The organism is Streptomyces sp. L2 (genome assembly GCF_004124325.1).
Classification (GTDB): Bacteria; Actinomycetota; Actinomycetes; order Streptomycetales; family Streptomycetaceae; genus Streptomyces.
On the sequence record NZ_QBDT01000001.1, the window covers coordinates 2,156,731 to 2,182,255 of the forward strand.

21 protein-coding genes and 1 pseudogene are annotated in these 25,525 nt (G+C 71.3%); 8 read left to right on the forward strand and 14 right to left on the reverse strand.

Annotation, left to right across the window (positions count from 1 at the left end; translation table 11 throughout):
- Nucleotides 1–8 precede the first annotated feature (8 nt).
- The 5 genes from DBP14_RS08960 to DBP14_RS08980 form a co-directional block, all read right to left on the reverse strand.
- Nucleotides 9–2,240: an AAA family ATPase gene (locus tag DBP14_RS08960; protein WP_129306484.1), complete on the reverse strand. Its 2,232-nt coding sequence runs from the start codon at nucleotides 2,238–2,240 to the stop codon at nucleotides 9–11.
- Between the two features lie 194 nt (nucleotides 2,241–2,434).
- On the reverse strand, nucleotides 2,435–2,767 hold the full coding sequence (locus DBP14_RS08965; protein WP_129306485.1) for a thioredoxin domain-containing protein: 333 nt from the start codon (nucleotides 2,765–2,767) through the stop codon (nucleotides 2,435–2,437).
- On the reverse strand, nucleotides 2,764–3,192 hold the full coding sequence (locus DBP14_RS08970; protein WP_129306486.1) for a MerR family transcriptional regulator: 429 nt from the start codon (nucleotides 3,190–3,192) through the stop codon (nucleotides 2,764–2,766). The genes DBP14_RS08965 and DBP14_RS08970 overlap by 4 nt, the downstream gene beginning before the upstream one ends.
- Before the next feature lie 29 nt (nucleotides 3,193–3,221).
- Nucleotides 3,222–3,992, reverse strand: coding sequence for a DUF2127 domain-containing protein (locus tag DBP14_RS08975; RefSeq protein WP_129306487.1), 771 nt, complete (start codon nucleotides 3,990–3,992; stop codon nucleotides 3,222–3,224).
- Nucleotides 3,993–4,096: 104 nt separating this feature from the next.
- Entirely contained in the window at nucleotides 4,097–5,488 is a 1,392-nt protein-coding gene (locus tag DBP14_RS08980; protein WP_129306488.1) for a cation:dicarboxylase symporter family transporter, read from the reverse strand.
- 152 nt (nucleotides 5,489–5,640) lie between these two features.
- Between DBP14_RS08980 and DBP14_RS08985 the strand changes: the two genes are divergently transcribed.
- Nucleotides 5,641–7,335, forward strand: a complete 1,695-nt coding sequence (locus DBP14_RS08985; RefSeq protein WP_129306489.1) for a sensor histidine kinase — start codon at nucleotides 5,641–5,643, stop codon at nucleotides 7,333–7,335.
- Nucleotides 7,332–8,030, forward strand: a complete 699-nt coding sequence (locus tag DBP14_RS08990; RefSeq protein ID WP_129306490.1) for a response regulator — start codon at nucleotides 7,332–7,334, stop codon at nucleotides 8,028–8,030. Before DBP14_RS08985 ends, DBP14_RS08990 begins: the two co-directional genes overlap by 4 nt.
- Before the next feature lie 566 nt (nucleotides 8,031–8,596).
- Here the strand turns inward: DBP14_RS08990 and DBP14_RS37255 are convergent.
- Nucleotides 8,597–9,127, reverse strand: a pseudogene (locus tag DBP14_RS37255) (hypothetical protein); the annotation flags it as partial.
- Between the two features lie 26 nt (nucleotides 9,128–9,153).
- Between DBP14_RS37255 and DBP14_RS09000 the strand changes: the two are divergent.
- The gene (locus tag DBP14_RS09000; protein WP_129306491.1) at nucleotides 9,154–10,014 is read left to right on the forward strand and encodes a 5'-methylthioadenosine/S-adenosylhomocysteine nucleosidase; all 861 of its coding nucleotides are present in this window, start codon (nucleotides 9,154–9,156) and stop codon (nucleotides 10,012–10,014) included.
- A gap of 116 nt (nucleotides 10,015–10,130) precedes the next feature.
- Nucleotides 10,131–10,850, forward strand: coding sequence for a helix-turn-helix transcriptional regulator (locus DBP14_RS09005; protein WP_129306492.1), 720 nt, complete (start codon nucleotides 10,131–10,133; stop codon nucleotides 10,848–10,850).
- A gap of 66 nt (nucleotides 10,851–10,916) precedes the next feature.
- Here DBP14_RS09005 and DBP14_RS09010 read toward each other — a convergent pair whose 3' ends face one another.
- The gene (locus tag DBP14_RS09010; RefSeq protein ID WP_129306493.1) at nucleotides 10,917–11,942 is read right to left on the reverse strand and encodes an ATP-dependent 6-phosphofructokinase; all 1,026 of its coding nucleotides are present in this window, start codon (nucleotides 11,940–11,942) and stop codon (nucleotides 10,917–10,919) included.
- A gap of 186 nt (nucleotides 11,943–12,128) precedes the next feature.
- Here DBP14_RS09010 and pta point away from each other — a divergent pair, with 186 nt between their 5' ends.
- The 3 genes from pta (at nucleotide 12,129) to pyk (ending at nucleotide 16,993) form a co-directional block, all read left to right on the forward strand.
- On the forward strand, nucleotides 12,129–14,243 hold the full coding sequence (gene pta, locus DBP14_RS09015) for a phosphate acetyltransferase (protein ID WP_129306494.1): 2,115 nt from the start codon (nucleotides 12,129–12,131) through the stop codon (nucleotides 14,241–14,243).
- On the forward strand, nucleotides 14,240–15,451 hold the full coding sequence (locus DBP14_RS09020) for an acetate kinase (protein ID WP_129306495.1): 1,212 nt from the start codon (nucleotides 14,240–14,242) through the stop codon (nucleotides 15,449–15,451). Before pta ends, DBP14_RS09020 begins: the two co-directional genes overlap by 4 nt.
- Before the next feature lie 111 nt (nucleotides 15,452–15,562).
- The gene (gene pyk, locus DBP14_RS09025; RefSeq protein ID WP_129306496.1) at nucleotides 15,563–16,993 is read left to right on the forward strand and encodes a pyruvate kinase; all 1,431 of its coding nucleotides are present in this window, start codon (nucleotides 15,563–15,565) and stop codon (nucleotides 16,991–16,993) included.
- 147 nt (nucleotides 16,994–17,140) lie between these two features.
- On the opposite strand, the gene DBP14_RS09030 is transcribed toward pyk, so the two are convergent.
- The 4 genes from DBP14_RS09030 to DBP14_RS09045 all read right to left on the reverse strand — a co-directional run bounded on the left by DBP14_RS09030 (nucleotide 17,141) and on the right by DBP14_RS09045 (nucleotide 21,550).
- Complete coding sequence (locus DBP14_RS09030) at nucleotides 17,141–18,589, reverse strand: hypothetical protein (RefSeq protein WP_206739234.1); 1,449 nt, start codon at nucleotides 18,587–18,589, stop codon at nucleotides 17,141–17,143.
- Nucleotides 18,579–19,202: a DUF6114 domain-containing protein gene (locus DBP14_RS09035; RefSeq protein WP_129306498.1), complete on the reverse strand. Its 624-nt coding sequence runs from the start codon at nucleotides 19,200–19,202 to the stop codon at nucleotides 18,579–18,581. The genes DBP14_RS09030 and DBP14_RS09035 overlap by 11 nt, the downstream gene beginning before the upstream one ends.
- A 117-nt stretch (nucleotides 19,203–19,319) precedes the next feature.
- The gene (locus tag DBP14_RS09040) at nucleotides 19,320–19,952 is read right to left on the reverse strand and encodes a DUF6230 family protein (protein WP_129306499.1); all 633 of its coding nucleotides are present in this window, start codon (nucleotides 19,950–19,952) and stop codon (nucleotides 19,320–19,322) included.
- 623 nt (nucleotides 19,953–20,575) lie between these two features.
- Nucleotides 20,576–21,550: a tetratricopeptide repeat protein gene (locus DBP14_RS09045; RefSeq protein WP_129306500.1), complete on the reverse strand. Its 975-nt coding sequence runs from the start codon at nucleotides 21,548–21,550 to the stop codon at nucleotides 20,576–20,578.
- 248 nt (nucleotides 21,551–21,798) lie between these two features.
- Here DBP14_RS09045 and DBP14_RS09050 point away from each other — a divergent pair, with 248 nt between their 5' ends.
- Nucleotides 21,799–22,428 carry a TetR/AcrR family transcriptional regulator gene (locus DBP14_RS09050; protein WP_129306501.1) on the forward strand — a complete coding sequence of 210 codons (630 nt, stop codon included), beginning with the start codon at nucleotides 21,799–21,801 and terminating at the stop codon, nucleotides 22,426–22,428.
- Nucleotides 22,429–22,730: 302 nt separating this feature from the next.
- Here DBP14_RS09050 and DBP14_RS09055 read toward each other — a convergent pair whose 3' ends face one another.
- The 3 genes from DBP14_RS09055 to DBP14_RS09065 form a co-directional block, all read right to left on the reverse strand.
- A complete protein-coding gene (locus DBP14_RS09055; protein WP_129306502.1) occupies nucleotides 22,731–24,431 on the reverse strand; it encodes a methylmalonyl-CoA mutase family protein in 1,701 nt (566 codons plus the stop codon).
- A gap of 74 nt (nucleotides 24,432–24,505) precedes the next feature.
- The gene (locus DBP14_RS09060) at nucleotides 24,506–24,844 is read right to left on the reverse strand and encodes a DUF3817 domain-containing protein (protein ID WP_129306503.1); all 339 of its coding nucleotides are present in this window, start codon (nucleotides 24,842–24,844) and stop codon (nucleotides 24,506–24,508) included.
- 129 nt (nucleotides 24,845–24,973) lie between these two features.
- Nucleotides 24,974–25,483 (reverse strand): MarR family transcriptional regulator, encoded by a 510-nt coding sequence (locus tag DBP14_RS09065; RefSeq protein ID WP_129306504.1) that lies wholly within the window; start codon nucleotides 25,481–25,483, stop codon nucleotides 24,974–24,976.
- Nucleotides 25,484–25,525 lie beyond the last annotated feature (42 nt).

Below are 25,525 nucleotides of genomic sequence, written 5' to 3' on the forward strand. Positions count from 1 at the left end.
GCCGCCCTCTACGATCCGGCGGCCGCCTCGGCCAGCGCCTGCGGGAGCGCACCGGTGTGCAGCACCCCGAGGCGCTGGGTGGCGCGGGTCAGGGCGACGTACAGGTCGCTGGTGCCGTAGCGGGCCGGTTCCACGACCAGGACCGAGTCGAACTCCAGGCCCTTGGACTGGCGGGGGTCGAGGAGGACGACGGTGTGGGTGAGGTCGGGTTCCGGGCCGGCGCCCACCCCGTCCAGATGAGCGGCGAGGGAACGGTGCAGTTCGCGCGGGGCGATGACGGCCAGCCGGCCCTCGGCGGGGGTGAGTTCGGCGACCGCCTTGGCGACCGCGCCGGGCAGGTCGTCGCCGGCGTCCCGCACCCAGGGCCGTACGCCCGTGGAGCGGACCGAGCTGGGCGGCTCGAAGCCGGGGTTCCCGGCGCGCACCACGGCCGCCGCCAGGTCCATGATCTCGGCCGGGGTGCGGTAGTTGACGCCGAGCCGGGTGTGCTCCCAGCGGTCCTCGACGTAGGGGGTGAGGATGTCCGCCCAGGAGCCGACGCCGGCCGCCTCGGCGGTCTGCGCGGGGTCGCCGACCAGGGTCATGGAGCGGGTCGGGCTGCGCCGCATCAGCAGCCGCCAGGCCATGGGGGAGAGTTCCTGCGCCTCGTCGACGATGATGTGCCCGAACGCCCAGGTCCGGTCGGCGGCGGCGCGTTCGGCGGCACTGCGGTGGTCGGCCTCCTCGTGCCGTTCGGCGAAGCGTTCGGCGTCGATGATGTCGTGCGCGGACAGGACCTCGGAGTCCTCCTCGTCCTTGTCCTCGAACTCGTAGGTGCGGGAGGCGTACGACACGTCGAGCACGCCCTGCGCGTAGGCGATCTGGGTGTCCCGGTCGCGTTCGGCGCGGGCGCGGGCGAGGCGGTCGTCCTCGCCGAGGAGTTCGGCGGCCTCGTCGAGGAGGGGGACGTCGGCGACGGTCCAGTGCCGGGTCACCGGGCGGCGGATCGCGGCCGCGTCTGCGTCGGGGACGTAGCCCGCGGGGTCGGCGAGGAAGTCGGCGACGAGCCGCCGCGGGGTGAGCCGCGGCCACAGCTGGTCGATGGCGGACCAGACCTCGGGGTTCTCGGCGAGTTCGTCGCGGATCTGGGTGATGTCGGCGGGCGCGAGGAGGCTGGAGCCGTCGTAGGGGTCGGTGCCCACGCGTTCGGCGTACAGCTCGGTGAGGGTGTTGAGGATGTGGCCCTCGAAGTGCTCGCGGGCCACGTTGTGCGGCAGCCCGGCGGCGCGGGTGCGGTCGCGGGCGACGGCCACGAGACCGTCGTCGAGCATCAGCACCTCGCGCTCGTGCTCGACGGTGACGACCGGGTCGGGCAGGGCCTGCCGGTCGCGTACGACGGCGGCGAGCACGTCGGCCATGCCGGCGCGGCCCTTGACGGCGGCGGCCTCGGGGGGGTCGGTGGCGGTGGCCTTCACACCGGGGTACAGCTCGCCGACGGTGGCCAGCAGGACGCCGGTCTCGCCGAGCGAGGGCAGTACCTCGCCGATGTAGCCGAGGAAGGCGGGGTTGGGGCCGACGATGAGGACGGCCCGGCGGGCCAGCAGTTCGCGGTGCTCGTAGAGGAGGTAGGCGGCCCGGTGCAGGGCGACCGCGGTCTTCCCGGTGCCGGGTCCGCCCTCGACGACGAGGACCCCGCGGTGCGGTGCCCGGATGATGCGGTCCTGGTCGGCCTGGATGGTCCGCACGATGTCGCCCATGCGGCCGGTGCGGGCGGAGTTGAGCGCGGCGAGCAGCACGGCGTCGCCATCGTGGTCCTCGTGGCCGGTGCGCTCCTGGTCGCCGAGGTCGAGGATCTCGTCGTGCAGGTGGGTCACGGTGCGGCCGTCGGTGGCGATGTGCCGGCGGCGGCGCAGGCCCATCGGGGTGTGGCCGGTGGCGAGGTAGAACGGGCGGGCGACGTCGGCGCGCCAGTCGATCAGGACGGGGGTGCGTTCGGTGTCGTCCGCGCGCAGTCCGATGCGGCCGATGTGGTGGGTCGTGCCGCCGGTGAGGTCGATCCGGCCGAAGCAGAGGGAACCGTCGACGGCGTCCAGCGCGGCGAGCAGCCCGGAGCGTTCGGCGACGAGGATGTCCCGCTCCAGCCGGGCCTGCATGGGTGTGCTGCCCTGGGCGAGCGCGGTCCCGACGGCGGTCTCGGTGTCCCCGCGCAGGGCGTCGACGCGCGCGTACAGTCCGTCGATGAATTCCTGCTCGTGGCGCAATTCATCGTCTGGAAAGCCGGTGTTTGACGTGTTTGACAATTCCACTCCCGCCCGGATATACTCTGCTCAGTGAACTTCTCCGCGACCGTCCAGAATTGAAGTCGCGAATCACCGAATATACGCAGAGAAATCCCCCGAGCGCAATTCCTCGGGGGATTTTTTCGGCTCCGGGCCGCCCGTCTCAGATCACGCGATCACATCACGTCGGCCAGTTCCTCCAGCAGCCGCCGCTTGGGCCGCGCCCCGACCATCGACCGGACCGGCTCGCCGCCGTCGAAGACCATCAGCGTCGGCGTCGACAGCACGTGGTAGGCGACCGTCGTCTCCGGGTTCCGGTCCACGTCGATCTGCACGATCTTCAGCCGGTCGCCCTCCTCGAAGGCGATGTCCCTCAGCACAGGCGCCAGCTGCCGGCACGGCCCGCACCAGTCGGCCGTGAACTGCACCAGCACCGGCAGATCGGCGCCGAGCACCTCCGCCGCGAAGTCGGCGTCCGTCACCTCGTCCAGTCCGCTCACCAAGCTCATCGCGTCAGCCCTCCCAGTTCGCACACGGGCTCCGGACCCCCCGGAGCCAGCGTCTCGGCGGCCAGCTCGTCCCGCGCCGCCTCGGCCCGCCGCAACTGCCCCGCGACCTTCTCCCGGGCCTCCTGGAGCTGCCCGATGAGCGCGTCCAGCTCGTCCAGCTTGCGCCGGTAGACCACGAGCGACGCCGGGCACGAGTCGCCCTCCGGGTGCCCGGCCCGCAGACACTCCACGAACGGCCGCGTCTCCTCCAGGTCGAACCCCACGTCCCGCAGGGTCCGGATCTGGTCGAGCAGCCTGACGTCGTCCTCGTCGTACGTGCGGTACCCGTTCTCGTCCCGCCGCGCGGGCAGCAGCCCCCGGGCCTCGTAGTAGCGCAGGGTGCGCGTGGTGGTCCCGGCCCGCGCGGCCAGCTCGCCGATTCGCATGCCCCCGACGGTAGGCGTTGACGCGGGCGTCAAGGCAAGACGGGCACCCCCGCCGACTCCTCCAGCTCCAGCAGCGACGCGCTCTGGCGTTCCTCGTCGAAGGCCCGGCGGCCGCCGCGGAGGCCGAAGAGGCGCTTGGCGACGGCGATGTAGAGGACGGCGAGGATGTTGAGGACCAGAGTGGCGATCTTCAGCCAGCTGATGTGCTCGGTGAGTTCGTAGACCTCCAGCGGCAGGAAGGCGGCCGTCGCCACCACCGTCAGGTACTCCGCCCAGCGCTTGGCGTACCAGAGGCCGACCGCCTCGATCAGTTCGACGAGCGCGTAGGCGAGGAGCAGGGCGGCGACCAGCAGCAGGGTGCTGTGCTTGTAGCCGAAGGCCTTCTGGATGGAGCCGACGACCGGGGAGTGGTCGAGGTCGTAGTGGAAGTGCTTGAAGACGGGTCGCAGGACGTCCAGGTACTCGTTGAAGAGCCGCCGTACCGCGTCCTGGCTGTTGCTGAACTTCCAGACCGCCACCGCGACCAGCACGATGAAGACGCCGCGGACCGCCCGCTCGATCGCGAGGAAGCGCAGGATGAACAGGTCCCGCAGCACCTTTCCGCGGGGCACCAGCGGCGCGTTCGCGGCCGCGCCGGCGCCGTGCGGCTCGCCGAGCACGAAGTCGCCGCAGCGCAGGCAGCGCCAGACGTCGCCGAGCGCGGTCTGCGCGTGCAGCCGTACCCGCAGGCGCGGGTCGTCGGGCGCGTAGGTCACGTGCCCCTTGCGCGCGCAGGTCCGCCGGTCCCAGTCGATCTTCATCCCCCGTGCCTCCATACACACAGACGTCATGCCTACAGACAGACGCCACAGACGAACGTGCCGTTCCGGTTGATCCGGCACGGCACGTCAGTCTGAACCCACCGCTAGGCCTTGGCCAACTCCTTCTCCCCCTCTTCCCTCTGTTCCGGCACTTCAGCGGCGGGAGCCGCTTCGTGGACGTCGTCCAGCAGCGTCTTCTCGTCGAACGGCAGCCGGCCGGACAGGACCTCCTCCACGCGGGCCTTGTCGATCTCCTTGGTCCACGCGCCGATCAGGACGGTGGCCACCGCGTTGCCCGAGAAGTTGGTCAGGGCGCGGGCCTCGCTCATGAAGCGGTCGATGCCGACGATGAGGCCGACGCCGTCCACCAGGGCCGGCCGGTGTGTCTGGAGGGCGCCGGCGAGGGTGGCCAGGCCGGCGCCGGAGACGCCCGCCGCGCCCTTGGAGGCGACCATCATGAACAGCAGCAGGGTGATCTGCTCGCCCAGGTGCAGGGGCTGGCCCATGGCGTCGGCGATGAACAGGGACGCCATGGTCAGGTAGATCATGGTGCCGTCGAGGTTGAAGGAGTAGCCGGTCGGCACGGTGATGCCGACGACGGGACGGCTGACGCCCAGGTGCTCCATCTTGGCGATCAAGCGGGGCAGCGCCACGTCGGAGGACGAGGTGGACAGGATGAGCAGGTACTCGCGGCCCAGGTACTTCAGCAGCTTGAACAGGTTGACCTTGGCGACGAACCACAGCATCGGGCCGAGCACCACGCCGACGAAGAGCACACAGGTGATGTAGAAGGCCAGCATGATCGTGCCGAGGGCCTTCAGGGCGTCGACGCCGGTCTCGCCGACGACCGCCGCGATGGCGCCGAACGCGCCGACCGGGGCCGCCCACATGATCATGGTCAGGACGCGGAAGACCAGCTTCTGGATGTGCCCGACCCCGCGCAGGACCGGCTCGCCCGCCTTGCCCATCGACTGGATCGCGAAGCCGACCAGCAGGGCGATCAGCAGGGTCTGGAGGACCACCCCGCCGGTGAAGGCAGAGGCGAAGCTGGTGGGGATGATGCTCAGCAGGAAGTCGACCAGGCCCTCGCTGCCGGAGGCCGCCTGGGTGTGGCCGACCTGCTTCACCGACTCGGTCAGGTGCATGCCCTGGCCCGGGTGCAGGACGTTGCCGACGACCAGGCCGATGGCCAGCGCCACGAACGACATGCCGATGAAGTAGGTGAGCGCGAGACCGCCCAGCTTGCCGACCTTCGCGGCGCTGCGGATCGACCCGACACCGGTCACGATGGTGCAGAAGATGATCGGCGCGATCATCATCTTGATCAGGTTGACGAAGCCCGTGCCGAGCGGCTTGAGCTCCTTGGCGAAGTCGGGTGCGGCGAATCCGACGGCGATACCGAGGGCGACCGCGATGATCACCGCGATGTAGAGGAGATGGGAGCGGTCCCGCTTGGCGGGGGGTGCGGCAGGTGCCGTAGCTGCTGCGCTGGTCACGGCGGCCCTCCTTGACGTCTTCGTCGGTGTCACCGGCGTGCGGCTCACGTCCGGGGGTTTTCGGGGATGCCGTGACTATGTCGCGCCGCTGTGAGGGCGGTCACCCTTCCGTACATTTAGTTCACGCCACAACCGAGAGGCAGACTGACGGCATGCGCCTCTCCGTCCTCCCGAGACCTCGCAGCCTGGCGGGCCAGCTGTTCGCCATGCAGGCCGTGCTGCTCGCGCTGGTCGTGGCCGGATACGCGCTGTTCACGTTCGTCAGCGACCGGGGGCAGGCCGAGGGCGCGGCCCGCCGCCAGGCCACGGCGGTGGCCCGCTCGATCGCCGACTCCCCCTCGGTCCGCTCCGCGATCCACACCCCGGACCCCTCGGCGGACCTCCAGCCGTACGCGCTGAAGGTGCAGAAGGACACCGGGGTGGACTTCGTGACGATCATGACGCCGGGGGGCATCCGCTGGACCCACCCCAAGCCCGGCGAGATCGGCCGGCACTTCATCGGCACCATCGCGCCCGCCCAGCACGGCGAGACCTTCACCGAGACCTACACCGGCACGCTCGGCCCGTCCGTCCGCGCGGTCACCCCGATCGCGGAGAACGGGCACGTCATCGGCCTGGTCAGCGCCGGCATCAAGGTGGAGGCGATCAGCAACCGGATCCAGGAGGAGGTCACCGCGCTGTTCGGAGTCGCGGGCGGCATCCTGGTGCTCGGCGCGATCGCCACCTACGTCATCAACGCACGGCTGCGCCGGCACACCCACAACATGAACGCCGACGAGCTGAGCCGGATGCACGACTACCACCAGGCCGCGCTGCACGCCGTGCGCGAGGGGCTGCTGATGCTGGACGCGCAGTACAGGGTGGCGCTGATCAACGACGGCGGGCGGGAGCTGCTGGGCGTGGCCCAGGACGCGGACGTCGTCGGCGGCTCGCTGACCGGGCTGGGCCTGCCCGCCCCGCTGACCGGGGCGCTGCTGGCGTCCGAGCCGCGCGTGGACGAGGTGCATCTGGCGGCCGACCGCGTGCTGGTGGTGAACACCTCGCCGGTGTCGGGCGGGGAGCGCCGCGGCACGGTCGTCACCCTGCGGGACGTGACCGAACTCCAGTCACTGATGGGCGAGTTGGACTCGGAGCGGGGCTTCACGCTGGCGCTGCGCTCACAGGCGCACGAGGCGGCGAACCGGCTGCACACGGTGGTCTCGCTGATCGAGCTGGGGCGGGCCGAGGAAGCGGTGGACTTCGCGACGGCCGAGCTGGAGCTGGCGCAGGCGCTCACCGACCAGGTGGTGGCGGCGGTCGGCGAGCCGGTGCTGGCCGCGCTGCTGCTGGGCAAGACCGCGCAGGCCAACGAGCGGGGCGTGGAACTGGTCGTGTCACCGGACAGCCGGCTCGACGACGGGCTGCTGCCGCCCGACCTGACCGCGCGGGACCTGGTGACGATCCTCGGCAACCTCATCGACAACGCGGTGGACGCGGCGCAGGGCAGTGTGCGGGCCCGGGTGACGGTGACGGCGTACACGGAGGCCGCCGAACTCGTCCTGCGGGTGTCCGACACGGGGACGGGTGTCGACCCGGCCCACGCCGACCTGGTATTCCAACGGGGGTTCTCGACGAAGCCGGCCGGTCCCGGCGGGCGGGGCCTGGGGCTGGCCCTGGTCCGCCAGGCGGTGGGCCGGCACGAGGGCACGCTGACGGTCGCGGAGGCCGAGGAGGGTGGCGCGGTGTTCGAGGCACGTTTGCCGTTGCACACGATGGTGGGGCCGACGCAGGCGCCGGGGGGGCGAGGCATGAGCCAGGACGGGCACACGGTCGCGGGGCCGGCCCCGGTGCCGGGAGGCCACGCGTGAGCGGGGACCGCCCGATCCGGGTCCTCGTGGTCGAGGACGACCCGGTGGCCGCCGACGCGCACGTGATGTACGTCGGCCGGGTGCCGGGGTTCGTCGCCGTGGGAAAGGTGCACTCGGGAGCGGAGGCGCGCAGGTTCCTGGACCGGACGCCCGTCGACCTGCTGCTGCTCGACCTGCACCTGCCGGACGTGCACGGGCTGCAGTTGGCGCGGTCGCTGCGCGGGGCCGGGCATCACGCCGACGTCATAGCGGTCACCTCGGCGCGGGACCTCGCGGTGGTCCGGGAGGGGGTGTCGCTCGGCGTCGTCCAGTACGTCCTGAAGCCGTTCACGTTCGCGACGCTCCGGGACCGGCTTGTCCGGTACGCCGAGTTCCACGCGGCGGTGGGCGAGGCGAGCGGGCAGGACGAGGTCGACCGGGCCCTCGCGGTCCTGCGCGCCCCGACCCCGGCGGCCCTCCCGAAGGGCCTCAGCGGACCCACCCTGGAACGCGTGACCGGCGCCCTGCGCGACGCCCCGGAAGGCTTCACGGCGGCCGGCGTCGCGGAAGCGGTCGGCATCTCCCGCATCACCGCCCGCCGCTACCTGGAACACCTGGTGGAAGCGGGCCGCGCCGAACGCAGACCGGTGTACGGCCAGGTGGGCCGCCCCGAACTGGTGTACCGGTGGGTGCGGGGGGTGCCGCCGGGACGGTGACGACCGCGGCCCCGCGCCTCACTGAACCACCGACCGGACCCTCACTGAACCGCCGCCCCGCTCCCCGTCCCAGCCGCCGGCCCGCTCCCCGCCCCGGCCCCAGGTCCGCTGGCCACCCCGCCCCCTGCCGGGCCTCCGGCGCTCGACCCAGCCGCCGGCCCATTCCCCGTCCCAGCCGCCGGCCCGCTCCCCGCCCCGGCCCCAGGTCCGCTGGCCGCCCCGCCCCCTGCCGGGCCTCCGGCGCTCGACCCAGCCGCCGGCCCATTCCCCGTCCCAGCCGCCGGCCCGCTCCCCGCCCCGGCCCCAGGTCCGCTGGCCGCCCCGCCCCCTGCCGGGCCTCCGGCGCTCGACCCAGCCGCCGGCCCATTCCCCGTCCCAGCCGCCGCCCCGCTCCCCGTCCCAGCCGCCGGCCCGTTCGCCGCCCCGGGCCCAGGTCCGCTGGCCACCCCGCCCCCTGCCGGGCCTCCGGCGCTCGACCCAGCCGCCGGCCCATTCCCCGTCCCAGCCGCCGGCCCGCTCCCCGCTCCGGCCCCAGGCCCGGTGGCCGGCTCGCTCGCCGGCCGGAGCGGCAGGGCGTACTGGACGATGTACGCGGCCAGCGCCAGGACCGACAGTGCCTCCAGGGCGGACAGCAGGAGCAGGCCGGTCGACGAGTCGCCCGCCACCCAGTGGACGACGAGGGCGCTGAGCGGGACGGCGCAGAAGGCGAGGAGGTCGACCGCGCACTGCGCGGCCTTGCGGGAGAAGCGGCGGGGGTCCGAGCGGTGGGCGGCCTCCCACCGGAAGACGTCGGCGCCGTCCCGGCCGGCCGCCGTGGCGAGCCGGGGTCCCAGGTCGCCCCGCACATAGGCCCCGATGGCCGAGATCTTCTGGTCGTTGACCAGGTAGGTCCAGCCGAGGACGACACACACCGGCGGCAGCGCGAGCAGCATCTCCGTCCGCTTGGCCTGGGCCGCGGCGGCGATGACGGCGGCCACGACGGTGAGGGTGACGTACAGCAGGTTGTCCCGGAAGCCGATGCGGGTCTTCTGCTCGTCCTTGATCGTCTGGTACTCGGCGAGCAGCAACTGCCCGACCGTCACGTCCCGTTCCGCCACTCGAACCCCTTCCCCGGCAGTACTTTATGAGTGTGCCGGATACGCAGCCCACTGTTCTGGTCCTGACCGCACTCGCGCTGGAGTACGCGGCGGTGCGCGCCCACGTCGAGGAGCGGGAGGAACGCACGCACCCCGGCGACGGGACGATCGTCGAGCTGGGCCGGCTGCCCGGCACGCCCTGGCGGATCGCGGCCGCCGAACTGGGCGAGGGCGCCCGGAACTCGGCCGCGCTGACCGCCTCGCTGATCGGCTGGCTGCGCCCGCGGGCCGTGCTGTTCGTGGGGGTGGCCGGGAGCCTCAAGGACGACATCGATCTCGGGGACGTCGTCGTGGGCACCAAGGTGTACGCCATCCACGGCGGCAAGCAGACCCCGGAGGGGCTGCTGGTGCGCCCCGAGGCCTGGTCGGGCTCCAACGCGCTGGTGCAAGCGGCTCGTTCGGCCGTGCGGGACATGCCGGACGTGCGGGCCCACTTCAAGCCGATCGCCACCGGGGACGTCGTCCTCGCCGATGACGCCTCCGGGATCACGCGGCACATCCGCCGGCACTACCAGGACGCGGCCGCCATCGAGATGGAGGGCTCGGGCGCGGCCCACGCGGCCCACCTCGGCGGCGTCGAGGCCCTCGTCGTCCGGGGCGTCAGCGACCACGCGGACGCCGGGAAGAGCGCGGACGACGGCCGGGGCTCGCAGCAGCGGGCGGCCGAGCGGGCCGCCGCGGTGGCGTGCGCGCTCCTGCGCAAGTACCGGCCGCGCGGCGGGGACCCGGAGCACCCGGCCGGTTCCGGGGAGGGCGGCGCGCGGGAGGACCGCCTGGGTGACCACATCGACTTCCGGGGCGGCACGTTCTACGGCCCGGTCACCGGGAAACGCACCGGCGACGGCTGAGGCGTCCGGTACGTACCGAACAGACGGAACGTACCGAACGGACGGAATCGTACGTTCATACAATCAGTGATCCTGGCGGAACGGCCCGTAGTCATCGCGCCCGGCCCGCCCCTACCTTGTGCCGAGTGCGTCAACCCTCGACTCAACCCCAACCCTCCACGCCCCCGTTCAACGCCCCGGCCGCCCGCCGGCTGCGCGCCGCGCTCGGCATGGGCCCCGAGCACGTCGCGTACGGCATGCGCGTGTCGTACGGACTGCCGTACGTCACCCCCGACCTCGTGGTCGCCTGGGAGCGCGGTGTCACCGCGCCCACGAGCCCGGAACTGACCGCCCTCGCGGGCGTGTTGTGGTGCTCGCCGGGCGAGTTGATCGGCCGGCCCCGGACCCTGCGGGAGCACCGGATCGCGCGGGCGCTCGCTCCCGAGGACGTGGCCCGTGCCGTCGGCGTCGACCTGCGCGGGTATCTGCGCATGGAGGAGAGCGGCGACTGGCGCGGCACCGACCGGCAGGCCGCCTCGCTCGCCGACATCCTGGACCTGTCGCCGCCCGACTTCGTCGTCGTGACCGGCCGCGAGGACCGGCTCGCCGACCTGCTGCGCAGCGCTGTCTCCACCCGCTGGCAGGCCTACGTCCGGCCGGTCGCGAAGATCGCCCCGGTGGAGCGGGAGCCGCTGGAGCGGGTCCTCCAGGAGCTCTACGACGACTACCAGGGGCAGATGGTGGCCAGCCTCAGCTGGGGCGGAAACGTCGCGGCCCGCGCGTCGAGCGACGCCGGCCGCGACTTCCTGGACCGGATCGTGGACGCCTTCTGGGACAGGATCGAGGCCGAGGGCTGACCGGCGGATCCGGCGGGTCCAGCGGGTCCGGCGGGACAGGGGTTCCAGAACACCGGCGCAGGGGTTCTAGAAGACCGACTCGGCCTCGTCCATGCGGTCCTTGGGGACCGTCTTCAGCTCCGTGACCGCCTCGGCGAGCGGCACCATCACGATGTCGGTGCCGCGCAGCGCGGTCATCTTCCCGAAGTCGCCCCGGTGCGCGGCCTCGATGGCATGCCAGCCGAAGCGGGTGGCGAGGACCCGGTCGTACGCCGTCGGGACGCCACCGCGCTGGACGTGGCCGAGGATGACCGGCTTGGCCTCCTTGCCGAGGCGCCGCTCCAGCTCGTACGCCAGCGCGGTGCCGATGCCCTGGAAGCGCTCGTGGCCGTACTGGTCGATCTCGCCCTTGCCGTAGTCCATGCTGCCGTCGGCGGGGTGGGCACCCTCGGCGACGCAGATGACCGCGAACTTCTTGCCGCGCGCGAAGCGTTCCTCGACCATCTTGACCAGATGGGCCGGGTCGAAGGGGCGTTCGGGCAGGCAGATGCCGTGGGCGCCGGCGGCCATGCCGGACTCCAGGGCGATCCAGCCGGCGTGCCGGCCCATGACCTCGACGACCATGACGCGCTGGTGGGACTCGGCCGTGGTCTTCAGGCGGTCCATGGCCTCCGTGGCCACGCCGACGGCGGTGTCGAAGCCGAAGGTGCGGTCGGTGGAGGAGATGTCGTTGTCGATCGTCTTGGGGACGCCGACCACGGGAAGGCCCGCGTCGGACAGCATGCGGGCGGCGGTGAGCGTGCCCTCGCCGCCGATCGGGATCAGCGCGTCGATGCCGAACTCCTCGACCATGTCGGCCGCGCCCTCGCAGGCCTCGCGCAGCCGGTCGCGCTGCAGCCGGGAGGAGCCGAGGATGGTGCCGCCGCGGGCCAGGATGCCGCTGACGGCGTCCAGGTCGAGGGTGCGGTAGTGGCGGTCGAGCAGACCCCGGTAGCCGTCCTCGAAGCCGATGACCTCGTCGCCGTACTGTGCGACCGCGCGGTGCACGACCGACCGGATCACGGCGTTCAGGCCGGGGCAGTCGCCGCCTGCGGTGAGCACTCCGATGCGCATCGTGCTGTGTCTCCTGCTCGCTGTCGGTACCGGTGAGACGTTTCCGATTGTTTCACGTCCGCCGGACCGGCGAAGTCCTGACGGGCGCCTTACCTAGCGCCAGGGGTATTGTCAAGAGGGTTCTGCTCACCCTGGTGGGCGATTTTTGTGTCACGCACGAGACGGACAAGACAGAGGGGTGCGCACGTGACGCGCAGCGTGTACGTCACCGGAATCGACCGCGGCGACGGCCGCCAGGTCGTCGACCTGGGGGTCATGGAGCTGCTGACCCGGCAGGTCGACCGGGTGGGGGTGTTCCGGCCGCTGGTGCACGACGTACCGGACCGACTCTTCGAGCTGCTGCGGTCCCGCTACCGCCTGGCCCAGGACCCGTCGACGGTCTACGGCATGGACTACCACGAGGCGTCCGCGCTCCAGGCCGAGCAGGGCTCGGACGAACTGGTGTCGACCCTCGTCGACCGCTTCCACCGGGTGGCCCGGGACTACGACGTCGTCCTCGTCCTCGGCACCGACTTCTCCGACACGCAGCTGCCGGACGAGCTGTCGCTCAACGCCCGCCTGGCCAACGAGTTCGGCGCGTCCGTGATCGCGGTGGTCGGCGGCCGCAAGCAGAGCGCCGAGTCGGTGCTCGCGGAGACGCGCAACGCCTACCGGGCGTACGACGGGCTGGGCTGCGACGTGCTGGCCACGGTCGTCAACCGGGTGGCCCGCGAGGACCGGGACGAGATCGCCGAGCGGCTGGCCGACCGGCTGCCCGTGCCCTGCTACGTGGTCCCGGACGAGCCCGCGCTGTCGGCGCCGACGGTCGCCCAGATCACCCACGCCCTCGGCGCGAAGGTGCTGCTCGGCGACGACTCGGGGCTGGCGAGGGACGCGCTGGACTTCGTGTTCGGCGGGGCGATGCTGCCGAACCTGCTGGCCGCCCTGACCCCGGGCTGCCTGGTCGTCACCCCCGGCGACCGGGCCGACCTGGTCGTCGGCTCGCTGGCCGCGCACAGCGCCGGCACCCCGCCGATAGCCGGGGTGCTGCTCACCCTGGACGAGGTGCCGCGCGGGGAGATCCTCACCCTGGCCGCCAAGCTCGCCCCGGGCACCCCGGTGGTCTCGGTGTCCGGGACCAGCTTCCCCACCGCCGAGCAGCTGTTCTCGCTGGAGGGCAAGCTGAACGCGGCGACCCCGCGCAAGGCGGAGACCGCGCTCGGCCTGTTCGAGCGCTACGCCGACACCGCCGAGCTGGCCGCGCGCGTGAGCGCCCCCAGCAGCGACCGGGTCACCCCGATGATGTTCGAGCACAAGCTGCTGGAGCAGGCGCGCTCGGACAAGCGCCGGGTGGTGCTGCCGGAGGGCTCCGAGGAGCGGGTGCTGCACGCGGCCGAGGTGCTACTGCGCCGGGGGGTGTGCGACCTGACGCTGCTCGGGCCGGTGGACACCATCCGCAAGAAGGCCGCCGACCTGGGCATCGACCTCGGCGACACGCAGCTGATCGACCCGGCCACCTCCGAACTGCGGGACTCCTTCGCCGAGAAGTACGCCCAACTGCGCGCCCACAAGGGCGTCACGGTCGAGCTGGCCTACGACGTCGTCTCCGACGTGAACTACTTCGGCACCCTGATGGTCGAGGAGGGCCTGGCCGACGGCATGGTCTCCGGCTCGGTGCACTCCACGGCGGCGACCATCCGGCCGGCCTTCGAGATCATCAAGACAAAACCCGAGTCGTCGATCGTGTCGTCCGTGTTCTTCATGTGCCTGGCCGACAAGGTGCTGGTCTACGGCGACTGCGCGGTCAACCCCGACCCGGACGCCCGGGCGCTCGCGGACATCGCCGTCCAGGCGGCGGGCACCGCCGCGCAGTTCGGGGTGGAGCCGCGGATCGCGATGCTGTCGTACTCCACCGGTACGTCCGGCACCGGCGCGGACGTCGACAAGGTGCGCGAGGCGACCGAGCTGGCGCGCTCGCGCCGGCCCGACCTGAAGATCGAGGGACCGATCCAGTACGACGCGGCCGTGGAGCCGTCGGTCGCCGCGACCAAGCTGCCCGGCTCCGAGGTCGCCGGACAGGCCAGCGTGCTGATCTTCCCCGACCTCAACACCGGCAACAACACGTACAAGGCCGTGCAGCGCTCGGCCGGCGCGATCGCCGTCGGCCCGGTGCTGCAGGGCCTGCGCAAGCCGGTCAACGACCTGTCCCGGGGCGCGCTCGTCCAGGACATCGTGAACACCGTCGCCATCACGGCGATCCAGGCCCAGAGCACCTCTTCGCACACCTCCCCGACCCCGGACCAGAAGGCAACCGAGCAGTGACCTCCGCGACCCGTGTCCTCGTCCTCAACTCCGGCTCCTCGTCGGTGAAGTACCAGCTGCTGGACATGCGCGACGCGAGCCGGCTCGCGGTCGGTCTGGTGGAGCGCATCGGCGAGCAGACCTCGCGGCTGAAGCACACGTGCCTGGGCACCGGTGAGAGCCGCGAGCAGAGCGGGCCGATCGCCGACCACGACGCCGCGCTGAAGGCCGTCGCCGGGGAACTGGCCCGGGACGGGCTGGGCCTGGACTCGCCGGAACTGGCCGCGATCGGCCACCGGGTGGTGCACGGCGGCATGTTCTTCACCGAGCCCACCGTCATCGACCAGGCCGTGCTCACCGAGATCGAGCGGCTGATCCCCGTCGCCCCGCTGCACAACCCGGCCAACCTCACCGGCATCCGCACGGCCATGGCGCTGCGCCCCGACCTGCCGCAGGTCGCGGTGTTCGACACCGCGTTCCACACGACGATGCCGGAGTCGGCGGCGCGCTACGCGATCGACCCGAGGATCGCCGACCGGTACCGGATCCGCCGCTACGGCTTCCACGGCACCTCGCACGCGTACGTGGCCCGGGAGACCGCGCGGCTGCTGGGCAAGGACCCCGCGGACACGAACGTCATCGTGCTGCACCTGGGCAACGGCGCCTCGGCGTCGGCCGTGCGGGGCGGCCGGTGCGTGGAGACCTCCATGGGGATGACGCCTTTGGAGGGGCTGGTGATGGGTACGCGTTCCGGGGATCTCGACCCGGCCGTCATCTTCCATTTGGCCCGTGTCGGGGATATGTCCATGGACGAGATCGACACTCTTCTCAACAAGAGGAGCGGGCTGTTCGGTCTGTGCGGGGACAATGACATGCGGGAGATCCGGCGCCGGATCGACGAGGGCGACGAAGAAGCCGCGCTGGCCTTCGACATTTACATTCACCGGTTGAAAAAGTACATCGGCGCCTATTACGCGGTGCTCGGCCGGGTGGACGCGGTGGCGTTCACGGCCGGGGTCGGGGAGAACGCGGCGCCGGTGCGCCAGGCGGCGGTCGCGGGCCTGGACGGGCTGGGCCTGGCGGTCGACGGCGGGCTGAACGCCGTGCGCGGCGGGGAGGCGCGGCTGATCTCGCCGGCGTCCGCGCGGGTGGCGGTCGCCGTGGTGCCGACCGACGAGGAACTGGAGATCGCCACGCAGACGTACGAGCTGGTCGGAAACAGGAGTTGAGCAACGAGTCGAGCAATACACCGGAGTAACACGCCTGAGCGCGGGTCCGCCCATTTGTATCTTCCGCCAGACGGAATATTCCGCAGCGAAACAAACCGATAGGATCGCCCCATGCGCCGTTCGAAAATCGTCTGTACTCTCGGCCCCGCGGTCGACTCCCACGAGATGCTCGTCGCCATGATCGAGGCGGGCATGAATGTGGCCCGGTTCAACTTCAGCCATGGCACGCACGCCGAACACCAGGCGCGGTACGACCGCGTCCGGGCGGCGGCCAAGGAGACCGGCCGGGCCATCGGTGTCCTCGCCGACCTGCAGGGCCCGAAGATCCGTCTGGAGACCTTCGCCGAGGGTCCGGTCGAGCTGGAGCGCGGTGACGAGTTCGTCATCACGACCGAGGACGTACCGGGTGACAAGCAGATCTGCGGGACGACGTACAAGGGGCTGCCGGGCGACGTCACGCGCGGTGACCAGGTCCTGATCAACGACGGCAACGTCGAGCTGAAGGTCGTGGACGTCGAGGGCCCGCGGGTGCGGACCATCGTCATCGAGGGCGGTGTCGTCTCCGACCACAAGGGCATCAACCTGCCCGGCGCCGCTGTGAACGTGCCGGCGCTGTCCGAGAAGGACGTGGAGGACCTGCGCTTCGCCCTCCGCATGGGCTGCGACCTGGTCGCGCTGTCCTTCGTGCGGGACGCCAAGGACGTGGCCGACGTGCACAAGGTGATGGACGAGGAGGGCCGCCGGGTCCCCGTCATCGCCAAGGTGGAGAAGCCGCAGGCGGTCGACAACATGGCGGACGTCGTCATGGCGTTCGACGGCGTCATGGTCGCCCGCGGTGACCTCGCCGTCGAGTACCCGCTCGAAAAGGTGCCGATGGTCCAGAAGCGCCTGATCGAGCTGTGCCGGCGCAACGCCAAGCCGGTGATCGTGGCGACCCAGATGATGGAGTCGATGATCACCAACTCCCGGCCGACCCGCGCCGAGGCCTCCGACGTGGCCAACGCGATCCTGGACGGCGCCGACGCGGTCATGCTGTCCGCCGAGTCCAGCGTGGGCGCCTACCCGGTCGAGACCGTGAAGACCATGTCGAAGATCGTCAGCGCGGCCGAGCAGGAGCTGCTCTCCAAGGGCCTGCAGCCGCTGGTGCCGGGCAAGAAGCCCCGCACGCAGGGCGGTTCGGTGGCCCGAGCGGCCGCCGAGATCGCCGACTTCCTCGGCGGCAAGGGCCTGATCGCGTTCACCAAGTCCGGTGACACCGCGCGCCGGCTGAGCCGCTACCGCGCCGCCCAGCCGATCCTCGCGTTCACCACCGACGAGGGCACCCGCAACCAGCTCACCCTGAGCTGGGGCGTGGAGTCGCACGTCGTGCCGTTCGTGAACAGCACCGACGAGATGGTCGACCTGGTGGACCAGGAGGTCGTCAAGCTGGGCCGGTTCGACGCGGGCGACATCGTCATCATCACGGCCGGCTCCCCGCCCGGCGTCCCCGGCACCACCAACATGGTCCGCGTCCACCACCTGGGCGGCGCGGAGACCGACTGACGGCCCCGATGGTCCGGCACGGGCCCCTTCGGGGGCCTGTACGGCCCCTGGGGGCACGCGTGGCACCTGTACGGCGCGGAGGGCGCCCCCTGGCTTCCAGGGGGCGCCCTCGGGCGTGAGCGGCCCTGAACGGGCTTGCGCGGCCGTTCAGTCGGTGACGTAGACGTGCATGCCGGGCACGTGCAGGTTGCCGCCGAACTGGCCGGCCTGGACGACCTTCACGTTGGTGAAGTAGATCAGCGGGATGTTCAGCGGCGGCGGGCTGTCCGGGCTGAACGTGACCGGGATCAGACCGAACAGGTTGCCCGAGATGGACTCCGTGTACATCACGGTGTCGCCGTCCCTGATGGTGGACGTCGAGCCCTTGGCCGCCTGCACGTGGTAGGTCTTGCCGGCCTGCTTGTCCTGCACCGTCTGGTGCAGGTCGCCGATGTCGGTGCCGCCGGATATGACGTACTTCAGCACCTTCTTCTTGGTGCCGTTGGCCGTCTTCACCTCGACGATGCCCTGGTAGTCGGCGCCCTTGAGCAGCAGGGAGCTGGCGTTCAGGTACCAGGGGTCGTCCGCCACCGCCACGCTGTTGTCGACGCCGCTGACGTCCTCGGTGGCCGCCGGGCAGTCCGCCGCCGACGTGCCCGAACCGGCCGAGGGGCTGGGGTCCGCCGACTTGGCCGTGTCCGTCACCGTCTTGGTGGCGTCCCCGGCGGTCTTCGTCACCGTGCCGGTGGTGTCCTTCACGGTGTCCTTCACCGCGTCCGTGACCGTCTTCGTCGCCTTCGAGGCGGTGTCCCCGACGGTGCCGGTGACGGAGTCCTTGCCCGCCGTGGACGTCTTGTCGGACGACGTGGACGTCTTGTCGGACGAGGAGGACGCGGAGGACGAGGACGAGGTGTCCGACGCGGACTGGGACGCGCTCGGGCTGGGGCTCGCGGTCGTACCCGAGTCGCTCTTGCCGCCCGTGAGGATGCCGCCCAGCGTCGTGCCGATGTCGTCGATCGTGCCGAGGAGCCCGCCGCTCTTCTGCGTGGTGGTCTGCGTCGGCGTGGTGGTGCCGCCGGTGCCCGAGCCGGAGGACTTCGAGGTGTCCGCGGAACCGGAGCCGGTGTCCGTGGACTTGGTGTCCGTGGTCGGCTTGGGCGTGGACTTCGCGTCGGAACCTGAATCCGACGAGGAGCCCGTGTCCGCCTTCCCGGTGTCCTTGGCGGTCCCGGTGTCCTTGGTGTCCTCCGTGCCCGAGGTCGCGGAGGGGGACGGCGTCGCCTTGTCCGCCGAGGCGCTCGGGGACGCGGACGGCGACGGCGAGTCCGCGGCGTTCTGGTCCTTGTCCAGGGCCTTGACGCAGTCCTTGTACTCGTCGGCCGTCAGGCTCTTGGCCGTCGTCGACGGGGACGGGCTGCCACCGGCGGCGAGCGCGAGCGAGGACGTGAAGCCCAGGCCCACGAGAACCGCCGTGGGCATCGCCACGGTGGCTATCGCCTTGCCCGCCGGCATGTGGAACCTGGTGAACAGCGGCCTCCTGGGTGCCGCGTGGCGGGGCCCGGTTCTCGCACGGGACTCCTCCACATCAGCCCCGTGGGTCACCTCGTCAGCCGGCACTGTGCCTCCCGTTCGCCCCGTTGGCCGGGCTCGTTCCTGACAGGTCGTGCTCCGCCGGCCCGCCATGAGCCTGGGAGCCACCGCCACCGATCGCCCCGTCCACGCCGTGGTCGTAAGGCGCCTCGAAGGCCGCCCCGTCCACGCCCTGGCCGTACGGCGCCGCCTCCGGAGCCGTGCCCTCCGCCGGGGCCTCTCCGCCCGGCTGCGCCTGCGGGGGCTCGCCGGGCGCCCACGCCACGGCCATGCCGCCGCCGATGAGCGCCAGCAGGAAGCCGAAGATGAAGCCGCCGAAGTTGGACACCGGCAGGGACACCAGCGCCAGGAGGATCGCGGCGACACCCGCGAAGGTGCGCACGTGCTTCTGGACCCAGAGGGTGACGCCCAGCACGATCAGCAGCACGCCGATGATCAGGGATCCCGCACCCGCCGTGGTCGACATCGCCAGCGTCAGGTGGCCGAACTTCAGGTGGTAGTACGGGAAGTAGATGATCGGCAGACCGCTGAGCAGGACGAACAGGCCAGCCCAGAACGGACGGGTGCCCCGCCAGGCGCGGAACTGCAGCCTCCGGGCGGTGAACTGGCCGGACTCGGCGGCAGGGGTCTCTGCGCTCATGGAAAACAGCTCCCTGGTGCGGCGTTGCTGTGGTGGTGATGTGTGCCGCGCGTGAAGACGCGGCGGGATGGGGGACGGGCGGGGGCGCCATCGGCTCCCCCGCCCGTCAGCGAATGCCTAGTAGCACTCGTGCGTTCCGGTCGACACGGACATGTGCAGACCGCTCAGCTTGAAGGTTCCGGCGGTGGTCGCCCACGCCGTCTGCTTCACGTTCTTCAGCGTGGCGGAGTCGGCCTCCTGCGCGAACCCGAACGGGTTGGCCTGCTCGCCACCGCCCTTCATGCCCGGACCCTTGGTGGAGTCCTTGGCGGCAACACCGATGTTGATGTTGTTGAAGGTCGCGTCGGCGTCGAGGTCGGCAACGTCGATGTAGAGGTTGGACGCCTCGACAGGGGACTTGCTGCCGGCCGTCAGCTTGAGGCTGACCGAACCGAAGATCGGCACGTCCGGGGTGACCACGGACTGGCACATGTTGGTGATCTCGGCGGACTTGAAGCCCGAGACGGCGACGGGGTGAGCCGCCTTCTTGCCGTCCAGGGAGTAGCCCGAGTCGATCGCTCCGTACTGGACGAAGCCCTTGCCGTCGAGCTGGTCGGCCGTCACCTTGAACGACTGACCGGAAACGCTGAACGACGCCGCGAGAGCGCCCTGCGCGAGGGCGACACCTATGCACGCCGTGGCGGCGACGCTGGGCACCATGACCACAGCGAACCGCTTCCATCTGGTCCCGCCACGCACCTGGGACTCCATATTTCCTCCTTCTCGGACGTACATCTCCTGGCCCGGCCGGCCGCCGTCGGCGGTTCGAGCGGGCAGGGATGGGAGAAGTGCTACGTCCTCGGGAAGGAGAGCGCCTGCGGTCGGCGGCGCTGAACCGCGCCCGTATCACCGGCGATCACCCCCGAGCGACAACCACTGGTCGCGCCTGACACGCATCACGCACAACCTTGCCGGACAGGCTTCGCCGTGGTGGCGAAGACCCCCCTGTCCAAGAGCCGGCGCCACTGCCGCCGGCTCTGCCCGGTGGGGACCCTGAGTCTCCCGTGACCCGACCGGCTGCCGGGGTGTGGGATAGGACCGAGCGTCGCCGATCGTGGTGCATTCTCGCCGCCCGCACAAGGGGGTTCGTTACTCGCTAGTAACGGCCGGATAACCGAGCGGCGGCCCGCCGGCCTCGGAGGGGCACGCAGGGTGGCAACAAAGGGCAGTGCAAATCCGTTGATCTTTGGACGAAACCAGACAGATCAACGGCCCTGATTTACTGCGAGTAACAGCGGCCGCGATTACCAAGATTTGGCAAAGCGCGACCGCCGTGACGCCGTGTCGGCGAATCTTTCACTCGGGCATCACAACCCGTAGCGTTTAGCGACTGGTCAGAACAGCGCCCGCGCGAGGGCCCTGCGGGCCCCGATCACCCGTGGATCCTCGGCTCCGACGACCTCGAACAGCTCCAGCAGCCGACGCCGTACCGCGTCCCGGTCGTCACCCTGCGTACGCTGCACGGTCTCGATCAGCCGTCCGAAGGCGTCCTCGACATGACCGCCCACCAGGTCCAGGTCGGCCGCCGCGATCTGGGCCTCGGCGTCGCCCGGCCGGCCGGCGGCCGCCGTGCGCACCGCCTGCGGGTCCATGCCCTGCACCCGCTGCAGCAACTCCGCCTGGGCCAGGCCCAGTTTAGCCTCCGGGTTGCCCGGGTCGTCGCTCAGCACGTTCTTGTACGCCTGGACCGCCCCGCCCAGGTCGCCCGCGTCCAGCGCCTGTACGGCGGCCTCCAGCAGCGCGTCATACGGCCCCGCCGGCGCCTCGGACACCGGGGCGTCGCCCGGCTGCGCGTCCGGGTCGACCGTCAGGCCGGTCAGCCCGAACCGCTGCTCGGCGACCTGCACCAGCTGGTCCAGGGTCTCCCTGATCTGCTGCTCGCCGGCCGCGCCCTGGAAGAGCGGCAGGGCCTGCCCCGCGACGACCGCGAAGACGGCCGGGATGCCCTGCACGCCGAACTGCTGCATCAGCATCTGGTTGGCGTCGACGTCGATCTTGGCGAGCAGGAAGCGGCCGTCGTACTCGACGGCCAGCCGCTCCAGGACCGGGCTCAGCTGCTTGCAGGGCTGACACCACTCGGCCCAGAAGTCGATGACGACGGGTACCTCGGCGGACCGCTGGAGGACGTCCCGCTCGAACCCGGCCTCGTCGACGTCGATGACGAGATCGGCCGGCGAGACCGCGCCGGGGCCGCCGCCCTGCCGCGCGGCTTCGGCGCGCGCCTGCTCGGCCTTGGCCTTGGCCTCCTGGGCCGACTTCACCGCGGCGAGGTCGACGACTCCGCTCATGGACATGTTCCGTGGCTGCATGCGTCTATCCTCCCCCGATCCCGCGCCTGAAGAAAAAACGGTGTGAGTGCTGCGAGCGATGTGCGGTGCGGTGGCCGGCGCCGGGGTCCCCACCCCGCGCCGGTGGTCGTCGCCCGCGCACGTCCAGCACGGGCGTCCACCACGCTTTCGCTACGAGTCGTAGCGTAATGCCAACGGCAGCCCGCGCGACACCACTCCCCGGTGATCTCCCTCACGACCGCACAGTTCCCGCCGGTTATGGTCGAGACATGCAGAGCCCCACCCCCGCCGGCCGTCCCGGCCGCCCGCGCAGCGCCGCCGCGGACGCCGCGATCCTGGCCGCGACGCGGGCGGCGCTGGTGGAACTGGGCTGGTCCGGGCTCTCCCTGGGAGACGTCGCGACCCGGGCCGGGGTTGCCAAGACGACCCTGTACCGCCGCTGGTCCGGCAAGCCCGAACTGGTCGTCGACGCGGTCGCCGAACTCTTCGACGAACTCCGGCTGCCCGACAGCGGGACGCTGGCCGCGGACATCGAGGGCGTGGTCCTGCAGTTCGCCGCGATCCTGGCCCGGCCGGAGGCCAAGAGCGGCCTGATGGCGGTGGTGGCCGAGTCGACCCGGGACGAGGCGTTGCGCGAACGCATCCGGGCGTCGATCGTCGAGCGGCAGAAGCGGCTGGTTCTGGAGGGCCGGGCGCGTGCCCAGGCGCGCGGCGAACTCCCTCCGGAGCCCGGGCCCGAGGAAGCCGACCGCACCGCCGACCTCATCTTCGACATGGTCGCGGGCGCGGTGGTCCACCGGACCCTGGTCAGCGGCAAACCGGCCGACGAACCCTGGGTCCACAGCTTCACCCAGGTCCTCCTCCTGGGCCTGACGTCCCTCCCTCCGGCCCCGGCATAACCGCTGCGCGCTACGGTCACCCGCGGGAGGTGTCACTCACCCGCGCTCGCGGGGTGCCGCTGCGCCCACCCGTGCCGCCCCAGCGGCACGACTGCCCGCAGCTGCGTACGTACGCTGCTGGGTGGGGACGTGCCCCGTAAGGGGCGGGGAACTGCGCGACCGGCCACGGCGCGCCCGCGGGCGAAGACGGCGCAGAGGGGCACCGTCACCGTTCGACCTACCGAGTCGGGTGGTGGGTGGGCGCGGGGCCGGGGGTCCAGGGGGCGGAGCCCCCTGGGACCGGCACCGAAGGCACCGGGTGCCTAGAAGCCCGCCGGCTCCGTGTACACCCCCCACTCCTCCCGCAGCACCCCACAGATCTCCCCCAGCGTCGCCTCGGCCCGAACAGCCTCCAGCATCGGCTCGATCATGTTGGACCCGCCCCGCGCGGCAGCCAGCATCGCCTCCAGTGCCGAACGCACAGCGGCCTCGTCACGAGCCCCCTTCCGCTCCCCCAGAATGCGGACCTGCTCCCGCTCCACCTCATGACTGACCCGCAGGATCTCCAGGTCCCCGGTGACCGAGCCGGTCGCGACGTTCACGCCCACGACCCGCTTCTCACCCTTCTCCAGAGCCTGCTGGTACCGGAACGCCGACTCGGCGATCTCCCCGGTGAACCACCCGTCCTCGATCCCCCGCAGGATCCCGGACGTGATCGGCCCGATCGGGTGCTGCCCGTCGGGGTGGGCCCGCAGCCCCCGCTCCTTGATCTGCTCGAAGATCTTCTCCGCGTCCGCCTCGATGCGGTCGGTGAGCTGCTCGACGTACCACGAACCGCCCAGCGGATCCGCCACGTTGGCGACCCCGGTCTCCTCCATCAGCACCTGCTGCGTGCGCAGCGCGATCTCCGCCGCCTGCTCGCTCGGCAGCGCCAGCGTCTCGTCCAGCGCGTTGGTGTGCAGCGAGTTGGTCCCGCCGAGCACGGCGGACAGCGCCTCCACCGCCGTACGCACCACGTTGTTGTACGGCTGCTGCGCGGTCAGCGACACACCGGCGGTCTGCGTGTGGAACCGCAGCCACTGCGCCTTGTCGCTCTGCGCGCCGTACACGTCCCGCATCCAGCGCGCCCAGATCCGGCGCGCGGCACGGAACTTGGCGATCTCCTCGAAGAAGTCGAGGTGCGCGTCGAAGAAGAAGCTCAGCCCGGGCGCGAACACGTCCACGTCCAGGCCGCGCGAGAGCCCCAGCTCCACGTACCCGAACCCGTCCGCGAGGGTGTACGCCAGCTCCTGCGCGGCCGTCGCACCGGCCTCGCGGATGTGGTAGCCGGACACCGACAGCGGCTTGTAGGCGGGGATGCCGGCCGCGCAGTGCTCCATCAGGTCGCCGATCAGCCGCAGATGGGGCTCCGGCTGGAACAGCCACTCCTTCTGGGCGATGTACTCCTTGAAGATGTCCGTCTGCAGGGTGCCGTTCAGCACGGCGGGTTCCACGCCCTGCCGCTCGGCGGCGACCAGGTACATGCAGAACACGGGCACGGCGGGCCCGCTGATCGTCATGGAGGTCGTCACGTCCCCGAGCGGGATGTCCTTGAACAGGACCTCCATGTCGGCGGCCGAGTCGATGGCCACGCCGCAGTGCCCGACCTCGCCCAGCGAGCGCGGGTCGTCGGAGTCGCGGCCCATCAGCGTCGGCATGTCGAAGGCCACGGACAGGCCGCCGCCACCGGCGGCCAGGATCATCTTGTACCGCTCGTTCGTCTGCTCGGCGTTGCCGAACCCGGCGAACTGGCGGATCGTCCACGTACGCCCCCGGTAGCCGGTCGGATGGAGCCCGCGCGTGAACGGGTACTCCCCGGGCCAGCCGATCCGCTCGAATCCCTCGTACGTGTCCCCCGGCCGGGGCCCGTACACCGGCTCCACGGGATCGCCGGAGAGCGTGGTGAAGTCTGCGTCGCGCTTGCGGGCGGCGTCGTAGCGGGCCTGCCAGCGTCGGCGGCCTTCCTCGATGGCGTGAGCGTCCATACCCTCGAATTTACTTGGACGTCCTAGTAAATGTCGATGGCAGACCGCCGTACGATGCCGTACGGCGGTGAGACCTACGCCTCAGCGGCCACCGGAGCCGGCTCGGCGATCTTCGCCTCCAGCTCCCGGCTGACCTTCCGCTCGACGAAGAATGCGGCGGTCGGGATCGTTCCGGCCAGGAGAACCCAGAGCTGGCGACCGACGGGCCACTTCGCCTTGGAGCCGAGGTCGAAGGCGAAGATCAGGTACACGACGTACAGCCAGCCGTGGGCGATGCCGACGAAGGTGGTGAACTTCTCCGCCCCGTCGATCTGAAGCCCGTACTTGGCGATGACGCCCAGGGTCAGCAGGACCAGCAGCACGCCGGTGACGTAGGCCATGACGCGGTAGCGGGTCAGCACGCTTCGTTTCATGGATACGAGCGTAACCGCCCGAAAAATCCCCGCTTCGGCGGGGAGCACGGTACCGTCCCGACAAGCAGTACCCACATCTGCGGGACACCTCCGCGGCAGCGGAGAGCAGCGTGCTGACCCGCGAAAACTCTACTCGTCGTCGAAGTCGTGCGCGGCGACCCGCAGCGGCCGCAGCATCGCGAAGATCTCGTGGCACTCCTCCGCGTCGTACGCCCCGAGCCCGAAGTCCATCGCCATCAGGTCGCGGGTGGCCGCGTCGACCACCTCGCGGCCCTTGTCGGTGATGACGGCGAGCGTGCCCCGCCCGTCGTTCGGGTTGGGCCGCTTGGCGACCAGGCCCGACCGCACCAGCCGGTCCACCGTGTTCGTCACGGAGGTGGGATGCACCATGAGCCGCTCACCGATCTTGGACATCGGCAGCTCGCCGGCCTTGGAGAAGGTGAGCAGCACGAGCGCCTCGTAGCGCGCGAACGTCAGTCCGTACGGCTTGACCACCGCGTCGACCTCGGAGAGCAGGATCTGCTGGGCCCGCATGATCGAGGTGATCGCGGCCATCGACGGCACGTTTCCCCAGCGCTGCTTCCAGAGGTCGTCGGCGCGGGCGATGGGGTCGAAGGGAAGGCTGAGAGGCTTCGGCACGTCAGCAGACCCTACCGGCCGGTCATATGCCGGTCAGCCCTG

Excerpts from the sequence above, each read along its gene's own strand:
- DBP14_RS09055 (WP_129306502.1), bottom strand. The coding sequence starts at position 24,431 with ATGGACGCTCACGCCATCGAGGAAGGCCGCCGACGCTGGCAGGCCCGC.
- DBP14_RS08970 (WP_129306486.1), bottom strand. The coding sequence starts at position 3,192 with ATGCGAATCGGCGAGCTGGCCGCGCGGGCCGGGACCACCACGCGCACC.
- DBP14_RS09000 (WP_129306491.1), top strand. The coding sequence starts at position 9,154 with ATGAGTGTGCCGGATACGCAGCCCACTGTTCTGGTCCTGACCGCACTC.
- DBP14_RS08985 (WP_129306489.1), top strand. The coding sequence starts at position 5,641 with ATGCGCCTCTCCGTCCTCCCGAGACCTCGCAGCCTGGCGGGCCAGCTG.
- DBP14_RS08965 (WP_129306485.1), bottom strand. The coding sequence starts at position 2,767 with ATGAGCTTGGTGAGCGGACTGGACGAGGTGACGGACGCCGACTTCGCG.
- DBP14_RS09060 (WP_129306503.1), bottom strand. The coding sequence starts at position 24,844 with ATGAAACGAAGCGTGCTGACCCGCTACCGCGTCATGGCCTACGTCACC.
- pyk (WP_129306496.1), top strand. The coding sequence starts at position 15,563 with ATGCGCCGTTCGAAAATCGTCTGTACTCTCGGCCCCGCGGTCGACTCC.
- DBP14_RS09040 (WP_129306499.1), bottom strand. The coding sequence starts at position 19,952 with ATGGAGTCCCAGGTGCGTGGCGGGACCAGATGGAAGCGGTTCGCTGTG.
- DBP14_RS09035 (WP_129306498.1), bottom strand. The coding sequence starts at position 19,202 with ATGAGCGCAGAGACCCCTGCCGCCGAGTCCGGCCAGTTCACCGCCCGG.
- DBP14_RS09050 (WP_129306501.1), top strand. The coding sequence starts at position 21,799 with ATGCAGAGCCCCACCCCCGCCGGCCGTCCCGGCCGCCCGCGCAGCGCC.
- DBP14_RS09045 (WP_129306500.1), bottom strand. The coding sequence starts at position 21,550 with ATGCAGCCACGGAACATGTCCATGAGCGGAGTCGTCGACCTCGCCGCG.
- DBP14_RS09010 (WP_129306493.1), bottom strand. The coding sequence starts at position 11,942 with ATGCGCATCGGAGTGCTCACCGCAGGCGGCGACTGCCCCGGCCTGAAC.
- DBP14_RS08975 (WP_129306487.1), bottom strand. The coding sequence starts at position 3,992 with ATGAAGATCGACTGGGACCGGCGGACCTGCGCGCGCAAGGGGCACGTG.